Below are 17,749 nucleotides of genomic sequence, written 5' to 3'. Positions count from 1 at the left end.
TACTGTCGCGTTATTGCTGGTGCGCCGCGCCTTCAGACCACCAGCCAGGAGTAAATGATGAAAAGTGTGGTGATTGAACAACCGGGTAAACTGCTGCTGGCCGAGCGCGCGCTGCCACAGCCCGCCGCTGATGAAGTACGGGTAAAAGTGAGATTTGCCAGCATCTGTGGCTCTGACGTGCACATCTGGCACGGTCACAATCCATTTGCCCGCTATCCGCGCGTCATCGGCCATGAGTTCTTTGGCGTGATTGACGCGGTCGGACAGGACGTTGATGCCAGCCGGCTGGGCGAGCGCGTGGCGGTCGATCCGGTGGTGAGCTGCGGCCACTGCTATCCCTGCTCCGTTGGCCGTCCCAATGTCTGTCAGTCGTTGCAGGTGATTGGCGTCCACCGCGACGGCGGCTTCAGCGAGTATGCGGTGGCGCCAGCCCAAAATGCCCATCGCCTGCCGGCGAGCATTCCCGACCAACTCGCCAGCCTGGTTGAGCCCTTCACCATTGCCGCGAATATCACGGCGTTCCTCAAACCGCAGCCACAGGATGTGGCGCTGATTTACGGTGCCGGTCCGATGGGGCTGACCGCCATTCAGGTGCTGAAAGGCGTGTACGGCGTACAGCAGGTGCTGGTGGTCGACCGCCTGCCGGAGCGGCTGGCGCTGGCGCAGCAAAACGGTGCCGATCGCCTGTTCAACAACAGCGAGATCCCGCTGGCGGCGCAGCTGGAAGGCGTTCAGCCGACGCTGATTATCGACGCCGCCTGCCATCCGGCGATCCTCGCTGAAGCGGCTGCGCTGGCCTCGCCGGCGGCGCGCATCGGCCTGCTCGGGTTTTCTGCTGAGCCGTGTAGCCTGACGCAGCAGGCGTTGACCAGTAAAGAGTTGTCGCTGTTTACCTCGCGCCTGAACAGCAACCGCTTCCCGCAGGTGATTGCGTGGCTGGAACAGGGACTGATCCAGCCGGAGAAACTGGTTACCCACTATTTCCCGCTGGCGCAGATCGAGCGCGCCATGACGCTGTTTGAACAAGACCCGCGCACCTGCTGCAAAGTGATCCTGCAAATGGATTGAATGATGCGCCACACCAGATGTCCCTGATGCCGGTGCGTACCCGCCGGCCACAACAATAATCCCCTGCATAAATCAGGCGCAGCGCCGCGGTCATCAAGGTCATCTCCCCGTGACGCTGCAGCCTGAAGAAGAACAGGGAAACGGAGTTTCTATGCTGAAGAATCTACGCTGGACCCTCGTACTGCTGCTGTTCCTGGTTTATATGATCAACTACCTCGATCGTATTGCCCTGTCGCTCACCGTGCCGCTGGTGGAAAAAGATCTGATGATCAATGCCGAGCAGTTCGGCCTGATCTTCGGCAGCTTCTTCTTCGGCTATGCGCTGTTCAATTTTATTGGCGGTTTAGCCACCGATAAATTCGGCCCGACGATTGTGCTCGGCACCGCCGTCGGCATGTGGTCGCTGTTCTGCGGCATGACCGCACTGGCGACCGGTTTCTGGTCGATGATGATTCTGCGCGTACTGTTCGGCATTGCGGAAGGTCCGATTTGCGCCTCGGCCAACAAAGCCATCAATGGCTGGTTTCCGAAAAAGCAGGCCGCCACCGCCATGGGCCTGCTGAGTGCCGGTTCCCCGCTCGGCGGCGCGGTCGCCGGGCCGATTGTCGGCTACCTGGCGCTCTCCTTCGGCTGGCGTCCGGCGTTTGTGGTGATCTGCCTGATTGGTCTGGTGTGGATGGCGCTGTGGTTCTTCTTCGCCGCCGACAATCCGGCGCGCAGTAAGCGCGTCTCTGCGCAGGAGCGCGCGCTGGTAGAGAAACTGAAAGCGGAAGAGCCGGCAGATATCATCGACGCGGACGGCAAAGCGCACGGCATGGGCTACTATCTGCGTCAGCCGATTATCCTCGTCACCGCGTTCGCCTTCTTCTGCTACAACTACATTCTGTTCTTCTTCCTGAGCTGGTTCCCGGCCTATCTGGTGCAGGCGCACGGGCTGGATATCAAAGCCATGAGCATCACGACCATGATCCCGTGGATTGTCGGCTTCATTGGCCTGGCGCTGGGCGGCTGGATTTCCGATAAAATCTTTAATATCACCGGTAAGCTGCTGCTATCGCGCAAGATTGTGCTGGTAGTGTCGCTGCTGGCGGCAGCGATATGTGTGGCGCTGGCGGGCACCATCAAAGAGGTGAATTCGGCAGTGATCATGATGTCGATCTCCATCTTCTTCCTCTACATCACCGGTGCCATTTACTGGGCGATTATTCAGGATGTGGTGCACAAGAGCCGCGTCGGCAGCATCAGCGGCTTTATTCACCTGATTGGCAGCCTGTCCGGCATTATCGGCCCGATCGTTACCGGCTTCATCGTGCAGCACACCGGCAAATTTGACAGCGCCTTTGTGCTGGCGGGTGTGGTGGCGGCCCTTGGTGCGCTGCTGGTGCTGTTTGTGATTCGCAGCCCGAAAGCCAGCGACAAACCGGTTTCCGTTTAATCGAATGACTCTGCCGGGGCGCCGCGCGCCCCGTTTGCCACAAGGATTATGCATGTTACAACCCGATCGCCTTCCCGCTGACGTACAGCGCCCCCGTTACGACCGCAGCCAGCTGAAAACCCGTATGGTGCACATCGGTTTTGGTGCCTTTCACCGCGCGCATCAGGCGCTGGCCACTGACCAACTGGCGCAGCACGGCAGCGACTGGGGCTACTGCGAAGTGAATCTCAACAGCGGCGCGCTGATCGCCGCTCTGCGCCAGCAGGATTTGCTGTACAGCGTGACCGAAATGGCCGACGACAGCCTGCACACGCGCATTGTTGGCGTAATTACCCAGGCGCTGCACGCGAAAAGTGACGGTATAGAGGCGGTGATTGAAGCGATGAGCCAGCCAGAAATCGCCATCGTGTCGATGACGGTCACGGAAAAAGGCTACTGTTCGCTGCCGTCAAGCGGCCAGCTCGACCTGACGCATCCGGACATCGTGCACGATGTGGCGCATCCTGACGCGCCGCGCTCGCTGCCCGGCGTGATCCTGGCGGCGATTGAACGCCGTCGCCAGCGCGATCTGCCGCCTTTCAGCGTGATGTCGTGTGACAACATGCCGGAGAACGGCCACGTTACGCGCAATGTGATTACCCAGCTGGCGCAGCGCCGCAGCCCGGCGCTGGCGGATTACATTCAGACCCACCTCACCTTTCCCTCAACCATGGTGGATCGCATCGTACCGGCGATGACCGATGAAGCTTTCGCGACGCTGGAAGCGCGGCTGGGCAGTCGCGATCCGGTGGCGGTGGAAGCCGAACCTTTTTTCCAGTGGGTGATTGAAGATAACTTCGTCAGCGGCCGCCCGGCGTGGGAACAGGCCGGTGCAGAGCTGGTGCGTGATGTGCTGCCGTACGAAGAGATGAAGCTGCGCATGCTCAACGGCAGCCACTCGTTCCTGGCTTATCTCGGCTACCTGGCCGGGTATCAGCACATCAGCGATTGCATGGCCGATGCCAATTTTCGTCAGGCTGCGCGCGCGCTGATGCTGCAGGATCAGGCACCCACGCTGCGCACGCAGGATGTCGATTTGGTCGCCTATGCCGACTCGCTGATCGCCCGTTACGAAAACCGGGCGATTAAACATCGCACTTATCAAATCGCCACCGACGGCACGCAGAAGCTGCCACAGCGCCTGCTGGATAGCGTGCGCTGGCATCTGCGTAACGGGACGGCCTGTGATTATCTGCTGCTGGGCGTAGCAAGCTGGATGCGCTATATCAGCGGCGTCGATGAGCAGGGCGCGGCGATTGAGATTCGCGATCCGCTCAGCGCGCAGCTGGCCAGCATTGTTGCCAATAGCGAGGATGGCCCGCAGCGCGTTGAAGCCTTACTGCGCCTGCAGGCGGTGTTCGGCGACGACTTACGTTATCACACGGTGTTTGTTACGCGGCTTACTGAGCTGTATCAGCAGCTGCGGCTTACCGGTGCACGCGCCACAGTGCAGGCGCTGGTCACAGAAGGCTAAGCCGCCTGCACAAATGTGTAGCGCAGACGCAGCGTGCTGATTAGACTGACGCTTTCTCATCGGGCTGGCGGCGGCCAGCCGTAATACGGATATTGCTGCATGTCGATTGCCTATACCATAACCACCAGCGAACCGGTAAATCAGCAGATTTATCGCTATCTGCGGAAGGATATCGTGACCTGCGTGATCCATCCGGGCTCGCTGCTGTCGGAGAAAGAAGTGTCGGCGCGCTTCAACGTGTCGCGGCAGCCGGTGCGGGAAGCCTTCATCAAACTGGCGGAAGCCGGCCTGGTGCAGGTCCTGCCGCAGCGCGGCACCTTCGTGCGCAAAATCTCCGCCCAGCGCGTGGCCGATGGCCGTTTCATTCGTGAAGCGGTGGAGATCGCCGTGGTTCGCCGCGCCGCGCTAGAGATCGCTGCCACCGGACTGATGGCGCTGGAACACAATCTGCAGCTGCAGCGTCTGGCAGCGGAACGCCACGACAGCCAGGCGTTTCTGGCGCTCGACGATGAGTTTCACCGGTTGATTGCCGAAGGCATTGACTGTCTGCTGGCGTGGGAAACGGTGGAGAACATTAAAGCGACGATGGACCGCGTGCGCTTTCTGACGCTGAGCGAAGTGTCGCCACCGGAGAGCCTGATTCAGCAGCACGAAGAGATATTTGCCGCGCTGAAAGCGCAAGATGCCGATGCGGCGGAGAAGGCGATGCGGCGACATCTGCAGGAGATGATTCTGACCATTACGCCGATTGCCGAGCGCAACAGCGAATGGTTTGAAGGGCCGTAGTGCTGTGGGGTGAGCTTGCGGTGGGGTGCGGTGCGGTGCGGTTTGATACGGTGCGGTGTGATGCCCTCACCCCGGCCCTCTCCCACCGGGAGAGGGAGCTGTTCCAGTAAGCTGTCAGAGAATTAACGCATTAAAAAATCGCACAAAACAGTCCCCTCTCCCGCCTGCGGGAGAGGGTTAGGGTGAGGGTGAAAAAAACGCACCTCACACCATCAGGCAATCGTCACATCCTTCGCCAGATACACATCCTGCACCGCATTAATCAGCGCCACGCCCTCTTTCAGCGACTTCTTAAACGCCTTGCGTCCGAGAATCAGCCCCATGCCGCCGGCGCGTTTATTGATCACCGCCGTACGCACCGACTCCGCCACATCGGTCGCACCGGCTGAAGCACCGCCGGAGTTAATCAGCCCGGCGCGGCCCATATAGCAGTTGGCCAGCTGGTAGCGCACCAGATCGATCGGATTCTCACTGGTCAGCTTGCTGTACACGCGCTCATCGGTGTGGCCAAACTTCACCGCGTTATAACCGCCGTTATTCTCCGCCATTTTCTGCTTCACAATGTCGGCACCAATGGTGGCCGCCAGATGGTTAGCCTGACCGGTCAAATCGGCGCTGGCGTGATAATCCACCCCATCCTTCTTGAAATCGTTGTTGCGCAGATAAGCCCACAGCACCGTCACCATGCCCAGCTCGTGCGCGCGCTCGAAGGCCGCTGCAATTTCCTCGATCTGCCGGCGTGACTGCTCAGAACCAAAATAGATGGTGGCGCCGACCGCAACCGCGCCCATGTTGAACGCCTGTTCAACGCTGGCGTACAGCGTCTGGTCATACTGCGTGGGATAGCTCAGGGTTTCGTTATGGTTCAGCTTGACCATAAACGGGATACGGTGTGCGTAGCGACGTGACACGGAGGCCAGCACGCCATAGGTCGACGCCACACAGTTACAGCCGGCTTCAATCGCCAGCTCGACGATATTCTTCGGGTCGAAATAGGCCGGATTGGCGGCGAACGAGGCGCCGGCAGAGTGTTCCACGCCCTGATCCACCGGCAGAATCGACAGATAGCCGGTACCCGCCAGACGGCCGGTGTTGTAGAGCGTCTGCATATTGCGCAGTACCGCAGGAGAACGATTGTTATCAATCATCACGCGATCGACATAATCCGCGCCCGGCAAATAAAGGCTGTCCGCTGGAATGGTCATGCAGCGATGTTGAAGAAGCGTATCCGCCTCTTTACCCAATAACTGTACGATGTCCGTCATGTTCGCTCCTGATAAATGGCTGGAAAAGAACCGGCACCTGCCGATTCGCCCCCCACAGCCTGGACCGAAACGCGCCAGGCTGGCAAATTGCTGACTCCATTTTTCAGACGGATACGCAGTGAAAAAACGGCAATCTGGCGTTACGCCCTACCACCACTGATGGAAATGATGCACCGGCCCAATGCCGTGGCCGACCTCCAGCGAATCGGCGTGCAGCAGTGCCTGCTGCAGCCAGGCCTTGGCCTCCGCTACGGTGCCCGCCCAGTCCGCATGGCGCGGTCGCAATGCCGCCAGCGCCGCCGACAGCGTGCAGCCGGTGCCGTGCGTATGACGGGTGTTAACGCGCGGTGCGGTAAAGCGCTGGCGGCCGGCACGGGTGATCAGCCAGTCCGGGCTTTCCGCATCGCTGAGATGACCGCCCTTCATCAGCACTGCTTCGCAGCCCAGTTCCAGCAGCCCATCGCCCTGCTGCAGCATACTCGCCTCGTCCTGCGCCATGCGGCAACCCAGCAGCGCCGCGGCTTCCGGCAGGTTGGGCGTGATCAGTGATACCTGCGGCAACAGACATTCACGAATGCTGGCTACCGCATCGGGCGACAGCAGCGCATCGCCGCTTTTGGCAATCATCACCGTATCCAGCACCACAAACGGCAGGCTGGCGCGTTTCAGCTTCTCTGCCACCACCTCGACGATCGCCGTCTCCGCCAGCATACCGATTTTGGCGGCGTCAATGCGCACGTCGTCCAGCACCGAGTCGAGCTGCGCCGCGACAAATGCCGGTTCGATGCGATACACCGACTGCACGCCGCGGGTGTTCTGTGCCACCAGTGCGGTAATCACGCTGGTGCCGTACGCGCCGAGCGCGGAAAACGCTTTCAGATCGGCCTGGATACCTGCGCCGCCGCTGGGGTCGGTGCCGGCAATGGTCAATGCATTGATACGTTTCATGCCGCCACCTCCAGCGTCCACAGCGCATCGAGAAAAGCGGCGACGAAGCTGCCCGGCCCTGCCACGCTGCGCGCGGCCTGCTCTCCCGCCAGTGACATTACGCGGCAGGCCGCTGCCACGTGCTGGATGCGCTCGCCCGGCAGGCTGCTGCACGCCGCGACGACGGCGGATAGCGCACAACCGGTGCCGACCACGCGCGTCATCAGCGGGCTGCCGCCGGGAATTGCCAGCGTCTGGCGGCCATCGGTGACGTAATCGACTTCGCCGGTTACCGCGACGATAGTCGTGCAGCGTTGCGCCAGCTGCTGCGCGGCGTTCAGTGCGGCATCGGCCTGATGTACGCTATCTACGCCGCGTCCGCCCGTGGCCTGGTGGGCTAAGGCGAGAATCTCTGAAGCGTTGCCGCGAATGGCCGCCGGTCGCAGGTTCAGCAACTGCTGACAGAATTCCGTACGCAGGGTTAGCGCGCCTACCGCCACCGGATCGAGCGTCCACGGTGTGCCGGCCTGGTTAGCGGCCTGTACCGCCGCCAGCATCGCATCGCGGCGCTCGCGGGTTAAGGTGCCAACGTTAATCAGCAGCGCATCGGCGAAACCGGCAAACTGCGCCGCTTCATCGCCATCAATCACCATCGCGGGCGAAGCCTGCAGTGCCAGCAGCACGTTGGCGGTAAAAGTTTGCACCACGTCGTTGGTCATACAGTGCACCAGCGGTGCCTGCTGCCGCAGCAGTTGCAGAGAGTGCGCGAGTTGCGCCGGGGAAAGAGGGTCAGGCTGTGTCATAAGGCTCCCAACCGGCAATCAGGAAGGCGAATGCGGTCAGGCATCTGACTTCCCTACGCTGGCATTATCCAGATCAGGTATTACGGGTATTTCTCAGCCTTCACAAAGAAGGGCACCCCGAGTCATGCACGTCCGTGTCAGACGTGCCTTCACAGCATAAAGGGTCAGCTTAAAGTTGTAAATCCTGCGGCAGGAGCACTTTTTTTGCCGGACAACGATAAGCAAAAATACGTGCGCCATCAATTTTCATAATTTTTTGATCATCAGGAAAATATAAACAATTCGACGGAGATCAATTTTCCTAAAAGCCCTAAAATTCATCAGGATAGTTAATTTAATCTGCCGGGGCAGTATGCGGGAAATAAACAGGAGAAAGCGCGCAACTTGATTAATATCAAACCGGCCGGCGGCATAACGCGGCCTAATTCCCTTCCGGATTTGAAGACCGCTGTTTCACCTTCACCCGGAATCGCTAATGACTTTATTCAGTTTTCTTCCGCACGCGCACCACTGGCACAATATCACCATTTCCCGTCAAGGCGCCGTTGCCCCCGGCGGCCGTTACCGGTACTCCACGTACCTCGAAGCCGAATGCAAACGCTGCGGCGAGCGCATCCATAAAATTTATTATCGCGATATCAGCGATGAACAGGCGCGTCGCTGGCTGGGATAAAAAAAAGCCCCGCAACACAGGTTGCAGGGCGCTTGCGTGGCTATCGCAAAACTTATTCAGCCGGTTTGGTGCGGATCAGGTAATCAAACGCGCTCAGTGACGCTTTGGCCCCTTCCCCGCTGGCAATGATGATCTGCTTGTACGGCACCGTGGTGCAGTCGCCGGCGGCAAATACGCCTTTCAGGCTGGTTTCGCCTTTGGCGTCGATCAGGATCTCGCCCATGCGGTTGCGCTCTACCGCGCCTTCCAGCCAGTTGGTGTTAGGCAGCAAACCAATCTGTACGAATATACCGCTCAGCGCCAGTTCGTGGCTGGTCTGGTTATTGCGGTCGATGTAGGTCAGACCGGTAACTTTACTGCCGTCGCCTTTTACTTCGGTGGTCTGCGCGTTGAGGATCACATCGACGTTTTTCAGGCTGCGCAGTTTATCCTGCAGCACTTTATCGGCGCGCATTTCGCTGGCGAACTCCAGCAGCGTAACGTGCTCGACAATACCGGCCAGGTCGATGGCCGCTTCAACGCCGGAGTTACCGCCGCCGATCACCGCCGTGCGTTTGCCTTTAAACAACGGGCCGTCACAGTGCGGGCAGTAGGTCACACCTTTGGTGCGATACTGCTCTTCGCCTGGAACGCCCATGTTGCGCCAGCGTGCGCCGGTAGCAATGATGATGCTGCGTGATTTCAGCACTGCGCCGGAAGCGGTTTCGATGGCGTGCAGGCCGCCCTCTTTCGCTGCCGGAATCAGCTTGATGGCGCTCTGGGTATCAATCACGTCAACGTCATAGTCATCAACGTGCGCACGCAGAGAACCGGCGAGCTTGGCCCCTTCGGTTTTCGGCACGGAGATGTAGTTTTCAATGTCAACGGTATCCAGCACCTGGCCGCCAAAGCGCTCGCCCATCAGGCCGGTACGAATACCTTTACGCGCTGAGTAGATGGCCGCCGCAGCGCCCGCCGGGCCGCTGCCGACGATCAGCACTTCATAGGCGTCACGCTTGTTCAGCTCTTCAGCCGCACGCTTATCCGCGTTGGTGTCTACCTTACCGACGATTTCTGCCAGGCTCATGCGACCCTGACCGAACTCTTTACCGTTGAGGTAAACCGCCGGCACGCCCATGACGTTGCGTTCGGTGATCTCGTTCTGGAACATGCCACCGTCGATGGCGGTATGACGGATGCGCGGATTGAGCACCGCCATCAGGTTCAGTGCCTGTACCACGTCGGGACAGTTGTGGCACGACAGAGAGTAATAGGTTTCGAAATGCAGGTCGCTGTCCAGCGCAACAACCTGATCCAGCAGGCTCTGCGCCTCTTTCGACGGATGTCCACCGGTCTGCAGCAGTGCCAGCACCAGTGAGGTAAATTCGTGGCCCATTGGCGAACCGGCAAAGCGCGGACCGCTGTGGCTGCCAGGGTTAGTAATCAGGAATGATGGCTTACGTACCGGTTGATCGTTCTCTTCACGGAAGCTGACTTTATCAGACAGACTCGCGATATCGGTCAGCAGAGTACGGATCTCTGCGGATTTTGCGCCATCGTCCAGTGTGGCAATCAACTCAACCGGTTTCGTTAGTTTCTCAAGGTAGGCCTTGAGCTGGGTTTTTAAATTGGTGTCGAGCATAGTGAGTTCCTGTGAAGAAAATCGGGTGCCGCAGCACCCGATGGAAGAAAGATCAAAGGGCGTAGGTGACTTAGATTTTGCCAACCAGGTCCAGTGATGGAGCCAGCGTTGCGTCGCCTTCTTTCCATTTAGCCGGGCAAACTTCACCTGGGTGAGAAGCCACGTACTGAGCCGCTTTCACTTTACGCAGCAGGTCAGATGCGTCACGGCCGATGCCTTCTGCAGTGATTTCGATGGCCTGGATGATGCCTTCCGGGTCAACGATGAAGGTACCGCGGTCAGCCAGACCTTCTGCTTCACGCATGATTTCGAAGTTACGGGTCAGAGCACCGGTCGGGTCGCCGATCATCGCATACTGAATTTTCGCGATGGTGTCTGAAGAACCGTGCCAGGCTTTGTGGGTAAAGTGCGTGTCAGTTGAAACGGAGTAGATGTCTACGCCCAGTTTCTGGAACTCTTCGTAGTGGTCTGCCACGTCACCCAGTTCAGTCGGGCATACAAAGGTGAAGTCAGCCGGGTAGAAGAAGAAAACACTCCATTTACCTTCAACGTCTTTCTCGGTTACGTCGATGAATTCGCCATTTTTGAATGCAGCGTTTTTGAACGGTTTGATTTTGGTATTGATGATAGACATGGGTGACCTCCGTTAAAAAGATGTGATGCAGGCTACATAATTTTCGGGCCAACTTCTAATATGCAGACGTTATCAATCAGATAATCAAAAGCTATCAAAGTGCCGACGCCAGATTTGATGCGGCTTGCCGCGGCATTCTACACAGAAAAGCCGCAGAGTTAACAGGCTTTATCTTTGCGCACGGCAACTGCTATTTTTTTATAAACATTCAATCATCTTTGCTGCACGATTTTACTGCGTGCACAACGCCGCTACAAAACGTGCCCGCTTACTCGTTATGGAGTCTGGAAGTGAAAATTCGTCTTTTTGAAGAAGCCGACCGCCCTTTTCTACGCACGCTGTATCTCGCGGCGCGCCGTCATAACTGGACATGGCTGGCCGGCGACGACTGGCAGCTGGAAGATTTCGACGCGATTATTCCCGGTGAAACGGTACTGGTGGCGGAGCTCGACGGCCACCGCGCAGGCTTTGCCGGCGTGATGGATAACGATAATTTTTTGCACAGTTTGTATGTCGATCCGGCCTTTCAGGGCCAGGGCGTCGGCAGTGCGCTGCTGAACGCGGTGCAGCAGCGTTTTACCTCCACCGGCGCGCTGAAATGTCTGCTTCAGAACGAAGCGGCGCTGCAGTTTTATCAGCAGCACGGCTGGCAGCGTGAAGCGCTGGGAGAGAGCGAACAGGGCCAATACGTGTTGATGCACCTGCCGCTGGCGTCGCGCACCAGCGGCAGCTAAGGCTTAAACCGCGCGGAAGGCGATGTCGCCCGGAATCACCTCACCCTGCCAGTAAAGCTGGGCGGCAACCCGGCCCGCAAGTTCACGATACAGCGCGGTGAATTCACTCTCAGGACGGCGAATCACGGTCGGTTCACCATCGTCGAGATCTTCGCGCAGATTAATGTGCAGCGGCAGCTGAGCCAGCAGGCGGGTGTGATAATCCTCAGCCAGCTTCTGCGCACCGCCAGTACCAAAAATCGGCTCGTGATGGCCGCATTCGCTGCAGATGTGCATGCTCATGTTTTCCACCACACCCAGCACCGGCACGCTGACTTTTTCGAACATCACCATGCCCTTGCGCGCATCAATCAGCGCAATGTCCTGCGGCGTGGTCACCACCAGCGCGCCGGTCACCGGCACGTTCTGCGCCAGCGTCAGCTGAATGTCACCGGTGCCCGGCGGCATATCCAGAATCAGGTAATCGAGATCCGGCCACAGCGTTTCGTTCAGCAGCTGCATCAGCGCCTTGCTGGCCATCGGTCCGCGCCACACCATGGCGTTATCGTCGGTCACCAGATAGCCGATAGAGTTAGTTGCCAGACCGTGCGCCATGATCGGCGCCATGTGCGTGCCATCCGGCGAGGTGGGACGCTGCTTTTCGGTGCCGAGCATGTCCGGGATCGACGGACCGTAAATATCCGCATCAAGAATACCGACGCGCGCGCCTTCGGCCGCCAGCGCCAGCGCCATATTCACGGCGGTGCTGGATTTGCCCACGCCACCTTTACCGGAGCTGACGGCGACGATGTTTTTCACCCCGTTGACGCCCGGCTGATTTTTCACGCGTTTCAGGGTGGCGATGTCATGACGCAGCCGCCAGTCGATGGCGCGCGTGTTGGTCAGGCGCAGCAATTCCGCGCTGGTCTGGGCTTTCAGCGCCTCAAACGCGCTGGCCCAGGCAAATGGCATCACCAGTTCAATGTGCAGCTTGTCGTCGAGCAGCGCCACATGGCGCAGCGCTTTGAGGGTAGTCAGATTGTGTTGCAGCGTCGGATGCTCAAACTCGCTCAGCACGCCGATAACCACGGCGCGCAACGCTTCAGGTGAATGATGGTCCCGGGATTGTGCGGTCATCCCAACTCCTTATTTAGTCATGACGCCAGACGATGGCGGTGTGCCATCAATCATATCAGATAGGCGCTAAAAGTGACGTGGCCGAGCTGCTGTGTTTACGCCAGAGGGTGCTTCGGTTAACATCTAAGCCCGATTTTTTATTCACGGAATGCTACGCAAATTATGACTCAAGTCGCTAAAAAACTACTGGTAACGTGCGCCCTGCCGTACGCAAACGGCTCTATCCACTTAGGTCACATGCTTGAACACATTCAGGCTGACGTGTGGGTCCGTTACCAGCGAATGCGTGGCAATCAGGTGTTCTTCATCTGTGCGGACGACGCCCACGGCACGCCGATCATGCTGAAAGCCCAGCAGTTGGGTATCGCGCCGGAGCAGATGATTGCGGAAATGAAGCAGGAGCATGAGACCGATTTCGCAGGTTTCAACATCAGCTATGACAATTATCACTCCACGCACGGCGACGAAAACCGCCAGCTGTCTGAGCTGATTTACACGCGCCTGAAAGAGAACGGTTTCATTAAAAACCGCACCATTTCGCAGCTGTACGATCCGGAAAAAGGCATGTTCCTGCCTGACCGCTTCGTCAAAGGCACCTGTCCGAAATGTAAATCGCCCGATCAGTACGGCGATAACTGCGAAGTGTGCGGCGCGACCTACAGCCCGACCGAGCTGATTGAGCCGAAATCGGTGGTGTCAGGTGCGACGCCGGTGATGCGCGATTCTGAACACTTCTTCTTCGATCTGCCGTCCTTCAGCGCGATGCTGCAGGCGTGGACGCGCTCCGGCGCGCTGCAGGAGCAGGTGGCGAACAAGATGCAGGAGTGGTTTGAAGCCGGTCTGCAACAGTGGGATATCTCCCGCGATGCGCCGTACTTCGGCTTCGAAATCCCTGGTGCGCCGGGCAAATATTTTTACGTCTGGCTGGATGCGCCCATCGGCTACATGGGGTCGTTCAAGAATCTGTGCGACAAACGCGGCGACATCGATTTCGACGAGTTCTGGAAGAAAGATTCCAGCACCGAGCTGTATCACTTCATCGGCAAAGACATCGTCTATTTCCACAGCCTGTTCTGGCCAGCGATGCTGGAAGGCAGCAATTTCCGCAAGCCGACCAACCTGTTTGTGCATGGTTATGTCACGGTGAACGGCGCGAAGATGTCGAAATCGCGCGGTACCTTCATCAAAGCCAGCACCTGGCTGCAGCACCTTGATGCCGACAGCCTGCGCTACTACTACGCGGCCAAGCTCTCTTCGCGCATCGACGATATTGACCTCAATCTGGAAGATTTCGTCCAGCGCGTGAACGCTGACATCGTTAATAAGGTGGTGAACCTCGCCTCGCGCAACGCCGGCTTTATCACCAAACGCTTTAACGGCCAGCTGGCAAGCGAACTGGCAGATCCGGCGCTGTATCAGACCTTTGTTGATGCGTCAGAGAAAATCGGTGAAGCCTGGGCCAGCCGCGAATACAACCGTGCGATCCGCGAGATCATGGCGCTGGCCGACCTGGCCAACCGCTACGTTGACGAGCAGGCACCGTGGGTGGTGGCGAAACAGGAAGGCCGCGATGCCGACCTGCAGGCGATTTGCTCGATGGGTATCAACCTGTTCCGCGTGCTGATGACCTGGCTGAAGCCGGTGCTGCCGTCGCTGAGCGAACGCACAGAAGCCTTCCTGCAAAGCGAACTGAGCTGGGATGGCATTGCGCAGCCGCTGCTCAACCACAGCGTAGCGCCGTTTAAAGCGCTGTATGGTCGTATTGAGATGGCAAAAGTGGAGGCGCTGATTGCGGCTTCGAAAGAGGACGCAGCAGCGGCGAACAAGCCGGCGGCAAGCGGTCCGCTGGCCGATGCACCGATTGGCGAGACCATCACCATTGATGACTTCGCCAAAGTCGACATGCGCGTGGCGCTGATCGAGCAGGCTGAGCTGGTAGAAGGTTCCGATAAGCTACTGCGTCTGCAGCTGGATCTGGGTGGCGAGAAGCGCCAGATTTTCTCCGGCATTCGCGCCGCTTATCCGGATCCGTCGGTGCTGGTGGGCAAGATGACTATCATCGTCGCCAACCTGGCGCCACGCAAAATGCGTTTTGGCGTGTCAGAAGGCATGGTGCTGTCTGCCGGCCCTGGCGGCAAAGATCTGTTTGTGCTGTCAGTGGATAGCGGTGCCCAGCCGGGTATGCCGGTGAAGTAAGGGTTGGTGCGCGCTGGCCCTCACCCTAACCCTCTCCCGCTTACGGGAGAGGGAACTGCTGAGTGCGGGATTTGGGTTCAGAGCCAGGCCTGTACATAGCAAAACACTGCACAAGTCTACCCCCTCTCCCGCTTACGGGAGAGGGAACCGTTAAGTGCGGGGTTTGGGTTCAGAGCCAGGCCTGCACATAGCAAAACCCCGCACAAGACTACCCCCTCTCCCTCCTGCGGGAGAAGGCCGGGGTGAGGGGAAAACCGCACCGCGCTTATCGCGCCAACATCAGACAGCGATAAATCTCCGCCATCACCGCCTCAAACTCATTAAACACCTGATGATTCCAGAAGCGAATTACGCGCCAGCCGCAGCGCTGTAAATACGCCGTGCGCCGGGCATCGTAAGCCTGCTCTTCAGGCGCATTGTGCTGTCCACCATCCAGTTCCACGATCAGCGATCGCTCAACGCAGGCAAAATCAACGATATACCCTCCAACAGGATGCTGGCGGCGAAACTTCGCGCCACACACATTTCGGTTGCGTAAATAGCGCCATAGTTTTTGCTCCGCTTGCGGCATCGCCTTTCGCAGCGCGCGCTGCGGTTGCACGGTGTGGTTCATCGCTGCTCCTTCGCTCTGCCCACCAGCTTACGCCGCTTTGCGCAGCTTCAAAGCAAAGGTGTTGAAATCCTGAATCTGCATTCCAGTGTGATCGCTAGCACGCTAAGCGCTTAATGCGTATGATGAAGCGCCACGAAAACAGGAGCCTGACATGCCCACCGTGCTATCTGCCTGCTGGCGCTATCTGCGCGCCTTTGCCATCGTCTATGCCGCGCTTTACGCCGGCAACGGCCTTGCCGCCCTGCTGCCATTTACCATTCCTGGCAGCATCCTTGGCATGCTGTTGCTGTTTGCCCTGCTGGCGCTGCAGATTATCCCGGTAACGTGGGTGAAACCCGGCTGTCAGCTGTTGATCCGCTACATGGCGCTGCTGTTTGTACCGATCAGCGTTGGCGTGATGGGCTACACCGATATCCTCAGCGCACAGTTTGGCCCGATTGTCGTCTCCTGTATGGTCAGCACCCTGCTGGTGTTGCTGATTGTCGGCCTGAGCGCCGAGCGCCTGCAGCGTCCGAAGGAGTCCGGCCATGAGTGACGCCTGGTGGTCACTGCCGCTTACCGTGGTGGCGTATCTGCTGGCACGCCGTCTGGCAGCCAGAATCAACCTCTCCATCGTCAATCCGCTGCTGGTGGCCATGGCGATCATTATTCCACTGCTGCTGCTGACGCACCTGCCCTACGCGCGCTATTTTGCCGGCAGCGCGCTGCTTAATCAGCTGCTGCAGCCCGCCGTGGTGGCGCTGGCGCTGCCGCTGTATGAGCAGATGCACCAGATTCGCGCGCGCTGGAAAACCATCATTAGCGTCTGCTTTATCGGCAGCATTACCGCCATGGTGTCCGGCACGGCGATCGCGCTGTGGATGGGGGCGACTCCGGAAATCGCAGCCACCATCCTGCCGAAGTCGGTGACCACGCCCATCGCCATGGCAGTGTCGGGCTCGCTACACGGTATTCCCGCCATCAGCGCCATTTGTGTATTGATTGCTGGCGTGCTGGGCGCGGTGTTTGGTCACATGCTGCTGAATCTGTTTAAAGTGCGCAGCAAGTCCTCACGCGGGCTGGCGATTGGCAACGCGTCTCATGCGCTCGGCACCGCGCGCGCCGCGGAGATTGACTATCAGGAAGGCGCCTTCAGTTCACTGGCGCTGGTAATCTGCGGCATCATCACCTCGTTACTGGCGCCTTTCATTTTTCCTTTGCTGATGCGCTTACTGGGGTAAAACTTGCGAGAGATCTCGCAAAGTTGAAACAAGCCAATCAGCTTGCATTGTCATAGCGACATGGATCACATATAAACCTTGAGGCGGCGCTTCGCCGCTGACGAGTTAATGAGGCCATAACATCATGCATGCACGATTCACTTCCGCTTTCTCTGCCCTGCCCGCTGCGCTGCAGAGCGCGCTTCAGCCGCTGCTGGACGCCGCTGATTTTCACGGCGTGCTGCGACCGCAGGAGGTGACTCAGCTGCAACAGGCAACCGGTCTGGATGATGATGCGCTGGCACTCGCACTGCTGCCGATTGCCGCCTGTTGTGCCGTGGCACCGGTTTCGCACTTTAACGTGGGCGCTATTGCGCGCGGCATCAGTGGCCACTGGTACTTCGGTGCCAACATGGAGTTTTTACATGCGCCGCTGCAGCAAACGGTCCACGCCGAGCAGAGCGCAGTCACGCATGCCTGGCTGCGGGGCGAAGCGCAGCTGGCGACCATTACCGTCAACTACACGCCGTGCGGGCACTGCCGCCAGTTTATGAATGAACTCAATAGCGGTACGGCGATTCGCATCAGCCTGCCGGGCCGCGCGGTCAGCACGCTGGCCGACTATTTACCGGACGCCTTTGGCCCGGCCGATCTGAATATCAGCGAACGGCTGCTGACGCCAGTCGACCACGGTTTCCTGCCGCAGGGCGATGCGCTGCAGCAGGCCGCGATTGATGCCGCCAGCCGCAGCCATGCACCTTACAGCCAGAGTTATAGCGGCGTGGCGTTGCAGAGCCGCAGCGGCCAGATTTACACCGGGCGCTATGCCGAAAATGCCGCTTTCAACCCGAGCCTGCCGCCATTACAGGCCGCGTTGATTCTGATGAATATGCACAACGAAGCGCTGGAGGAGATTCAGCAGGCAGTGCTGGCAGAAAGCGCCGACGCCACGCTGAGCCAGTTTGATGCCACGCGCACCACCCTCGCCGCGCTCGGCTGCAGCAATTTCTCAGTTACTTTAGTTTCGAAACCAACAGTTTAGTGATCCTTTTACCGCTTTTGTGACCTTCTATTAACAAAAGCTGTACATCTGCAGGAATTTTCATAGGATCGGGCGCCAGAACTTCACAATAAACGGGTCTGGCGTTACCTTCTTGCTGGCGACA

Annotated in this window: 17 protein-coding genes and 1 riboswitch; of the genes, 10 read left to right on the top strand and 7 right to left on the bottom strand. The window is 58.6% G+C overall.

Going from position 1 to position 17,749, the window contains the following annotated elements:
* Window positions 1–57 precede the first annotated feature (57 nt).
* The 4 genes from AC6I7J_RS06925 to AC6I7J_RS06910 all read left to right on the top strand — a co-directional run bounded on the left by AC6I7J_RS06925 (window position 58) and on the right by AC6I7J_RS06910 (window position 4,802).
* A complete protein-coding gene (locus AC6I7J_RS06925) occupies window positions 58–1,068 on the top strand; it encodes a Zn-dependent oxidoreductase (RefSeq protein ID WP_104188481.1) in 1,011 nt (336 codons plus the stop codon).
* A gap of 151 nt (window positions 1,069–1,219) precedes the next feature.
* On the top strand, window positions 1,220–2,503 hold the full coding sequence (locus AC6I7J_RS06920; RefSeq protein WP_498007032.1) for an MFS transporter: 1,284 nt from the start codon (window positions 1,220–1,222) through the stop codon (window positions 2,501–2,503).
* Between the two features lie 52 nt (window positions 2,504–2,555).
* Window positions 2,556–4,016 (top strand): mannitol dehydrogenase family protein, encoded by a 1,461-nt coding sequence (locus AC6I7J_RS06915; protein WP_498007031.1) that lies wholly within the window; start codon window positions 2,556–2,558, stop codon window positions 4,014–4,016.
* Window positions 4,017–4,115: 99 nt separating this feature from the next.
* Window positions 4,116–4,802, top strand: coding sequence for a GntR family transcriptional regulator (locus tag AC6I7J_RS06910; RefSeq protein WP_021509299.1), 687 nt, complete (start codon window positions 4,116–4,118; stop codon window positions 4,800–4,802).
* A gap of 212 nt (window positions 4,803–5,014) precedes the next feature.
* Here AC6I7J_RS06910 and fbaB read toward each other — a convergent pair whose 3' ends face one another.
* The 3 genes from fbaB to thiM form a co-directional block, all read right to left on the bottom strand.
* Complete coding sequence (gene fbaB / locus AC6I7J_RS06905; RefSeq protein WP_058757271.1) at window positions 5,015–6,067, bottom strand: class I fructose-bisphosphate aldolase; 1,053 nt, start codon at window positions 6,065–6,067, stop codon at window positions 5,015–5,017.
* 147 nt (window positions 6,068–6,214) lie between these two features.
* Window positions 6,215–7,015 carry a bifunctional hydroxymethylpyrimidine kinase/phosphomethylpyrimidine kinase gene (gene thiD, locus AC6I7J_RS06900; protein WP_238561798.1) on the bottom strand — a complete coding sequence of 267 codons (801 nt, stop codon included), beginning with the start codon at window positions 7,013–7,015 and terminating at the stop codon, window positions 6,215–6,217.
* Complete coding sequence (gene thiM / locus AC6I7J_RS06895; RefSeq protein ID WP_238561797.1) at window positions 7,012–7,797, bottom strand: hydroxyethylthiazole kinase; 786 nt, start codon at window positions 7,795–7,797, stop codon at window positions 7,012–7,014. The genes thiD and thiM overlap by 4 nt, the downstream gene beginning before the upstream one ends.
* A 33-nt stretch (window positions 7,798–7,830) precedes the next feature.
* A riboswitch (TPP riboswitch) is annotated at window positions 7,831–7,927 on the bottom strand.
* Window positions 7,928–8,272: 345 nt separating this feature from the next.
* On the opposite strand from thiM, the gene AC6I7J_RS06890 reads away from it, so the two are divergent.
* Window positions 8,273–8,470 (top strand): hypothetical protein, encoded by a 198-nt coding sequence (locus AC6I7J_RS06890; protein WP_021509295.1) that lies wholly within the window; start codon window positions 8,273–8,275, stop codon window positions 8,468–8,470.
* Window positions 8,471–8,522: 52 nt separating this feature from the next.
* Here the strand turns inward: AC6I7J_RS06890 and ahpF are convergent, their stop codons facing one another.
* Window positions 8,523–10,091, bottom strand: coding sequence for an alkyl hydroperoxide reductase subunit F (gene ahpF / locus AC6I7J_RS06885; protein ID WP_058769944.1), 1,569 nt, complete (start codon window positions 10,089–10,091; stop codon window positions 8,523–8,525).
* A gap of 70 nt (window positions 10,092–10,161) precedes the next feature.
* Window positions 10,162–10,725, bottom strand: coding sequence for an alkyl hydroperoxide reductase subunit C (ahpC, locus tag AC6I7J_RS06880; protein ID WP_010617942.1), 564 nt, complete (start codon window positions 10,723–10,725; stop codon window positions 10,162–10,164).
* 290 nt (window positions 10,726–11,015) lie between these two features.
* Between ahpC and AC6I7J_RS06875 the strand changes: the two genes are divergently transcribed.
* Window positions 11,016–11,459 (top strand): GNAT family N-acetyltransferase, encoded by a 444-nt coding sequence (locus AC6I7J_RS06875; RefSeq protein ID WP_211727180.1) that lies wholly within the window; start codon window positions 11,016–11,018, stop codon window positions 11,457–11,459.
* A gap of 3 nt (window positions 11,460–11,462) precedes the next feature.
* On the opposite strand, the gene apbC is transcribed toward AC6I7J_RS06875, so the two are convergent.
* Window positions 11,463–12,575 carry an iron-sulfur cluster carrier protein ApbC gene (apbC, locus tag AC6I7J_RS06870; RefSeq protein ID WP_058757266.1) on the bottom strand — a complete coding sequence of 371 codons (1,113 nt, stop codon included), beginning with the start codon at window positions 12,573–12,575 and terminating at the stop codon, window positions 11,463–11,465.
* Between the two features lie 162 nt (window positions 12,576–12,737).
* Here apbC and metG point away from each other — a divergent pair, with 162 nt between their 5' ends.
* Window positions 12,738–14,771, top strand: coding sequence for a methionine--tRNA ligase (gene metG, locus AC6I7J_RS06865; RefSeq protein ID WP_211727181.1), 2,034 nt, complete (start codon window positions 12,738–12,740; stop codon window positions 14,769–14,771).
* Between the two features lie 265 nt (window positions 14,772–15,036).
* Here the strand turns inward: metG and AC6I7J_RS06860 are convergent, their stop codons facing one another.
* Complete coding sequence (locus tag AC6I7J_RS06860) at window positions 15,037–15,384, bottom strand: endonuclease domain-containing protein (protein ID WP_498007030.1); 348 nt, start codon at window positions 15,382–15,384, stop codon at window positions 15,037–15,039.
* A gap of 151 nt (window positions 15,385–15,535) precedes the next feature.
* On the opposite strand from AC6I7J_RS06860, the gene AC6I7J_RS06855 reads away from it, so the two are divergent.
* From AC6I7J_RS06855 to cdd, 3 genes are all read left to right on the top strand, one after another.
* A complete protein-coding gene (locus tag AC6I7J_RS06855; protein ID WP_021509289.1) occupies window positions 15,536–15,919 on the top strand; it encodes a CidA/LrgA family protein in 384 nt (127 codons plus the stop codon).
* Entirely contained in the window at window positions 15,912–16,604 is a 693-nt protein-coding gene (locus tag AC6I7J_RS06850) for a CidB/LrgB family autolysis modulator (RefSeq protein WP_021509288.1), read from the top strand. The genes AC6I7J_RS06855 and AC6I7J_RS06850 overlap by 8 nt, the downstream gene beginning before the upstream one ends.
* Window positions 16,605–16,728: 124 nt before the next feature.
* Complete coding sequence (gene cdd, locus AC6I7J_RS06845; protein WP_159378522.1) at window positions 16,729–17,625, top strand: cytidine deaminase; 897 nt, start codon at window positions 16,729–16,731, stop codon at window positions 17,623–17,625.
* Window positions 17,626–17,749: the final 124 nt, after the last annotated feature.

Source organism: Type-C symbiont of Plautia stali (assembly GCF_059730935.1).
Note: the sequence above shows the minus strand (reverse complement) of the source record. Positions and strands in the feature narration are given on the sequence as shown.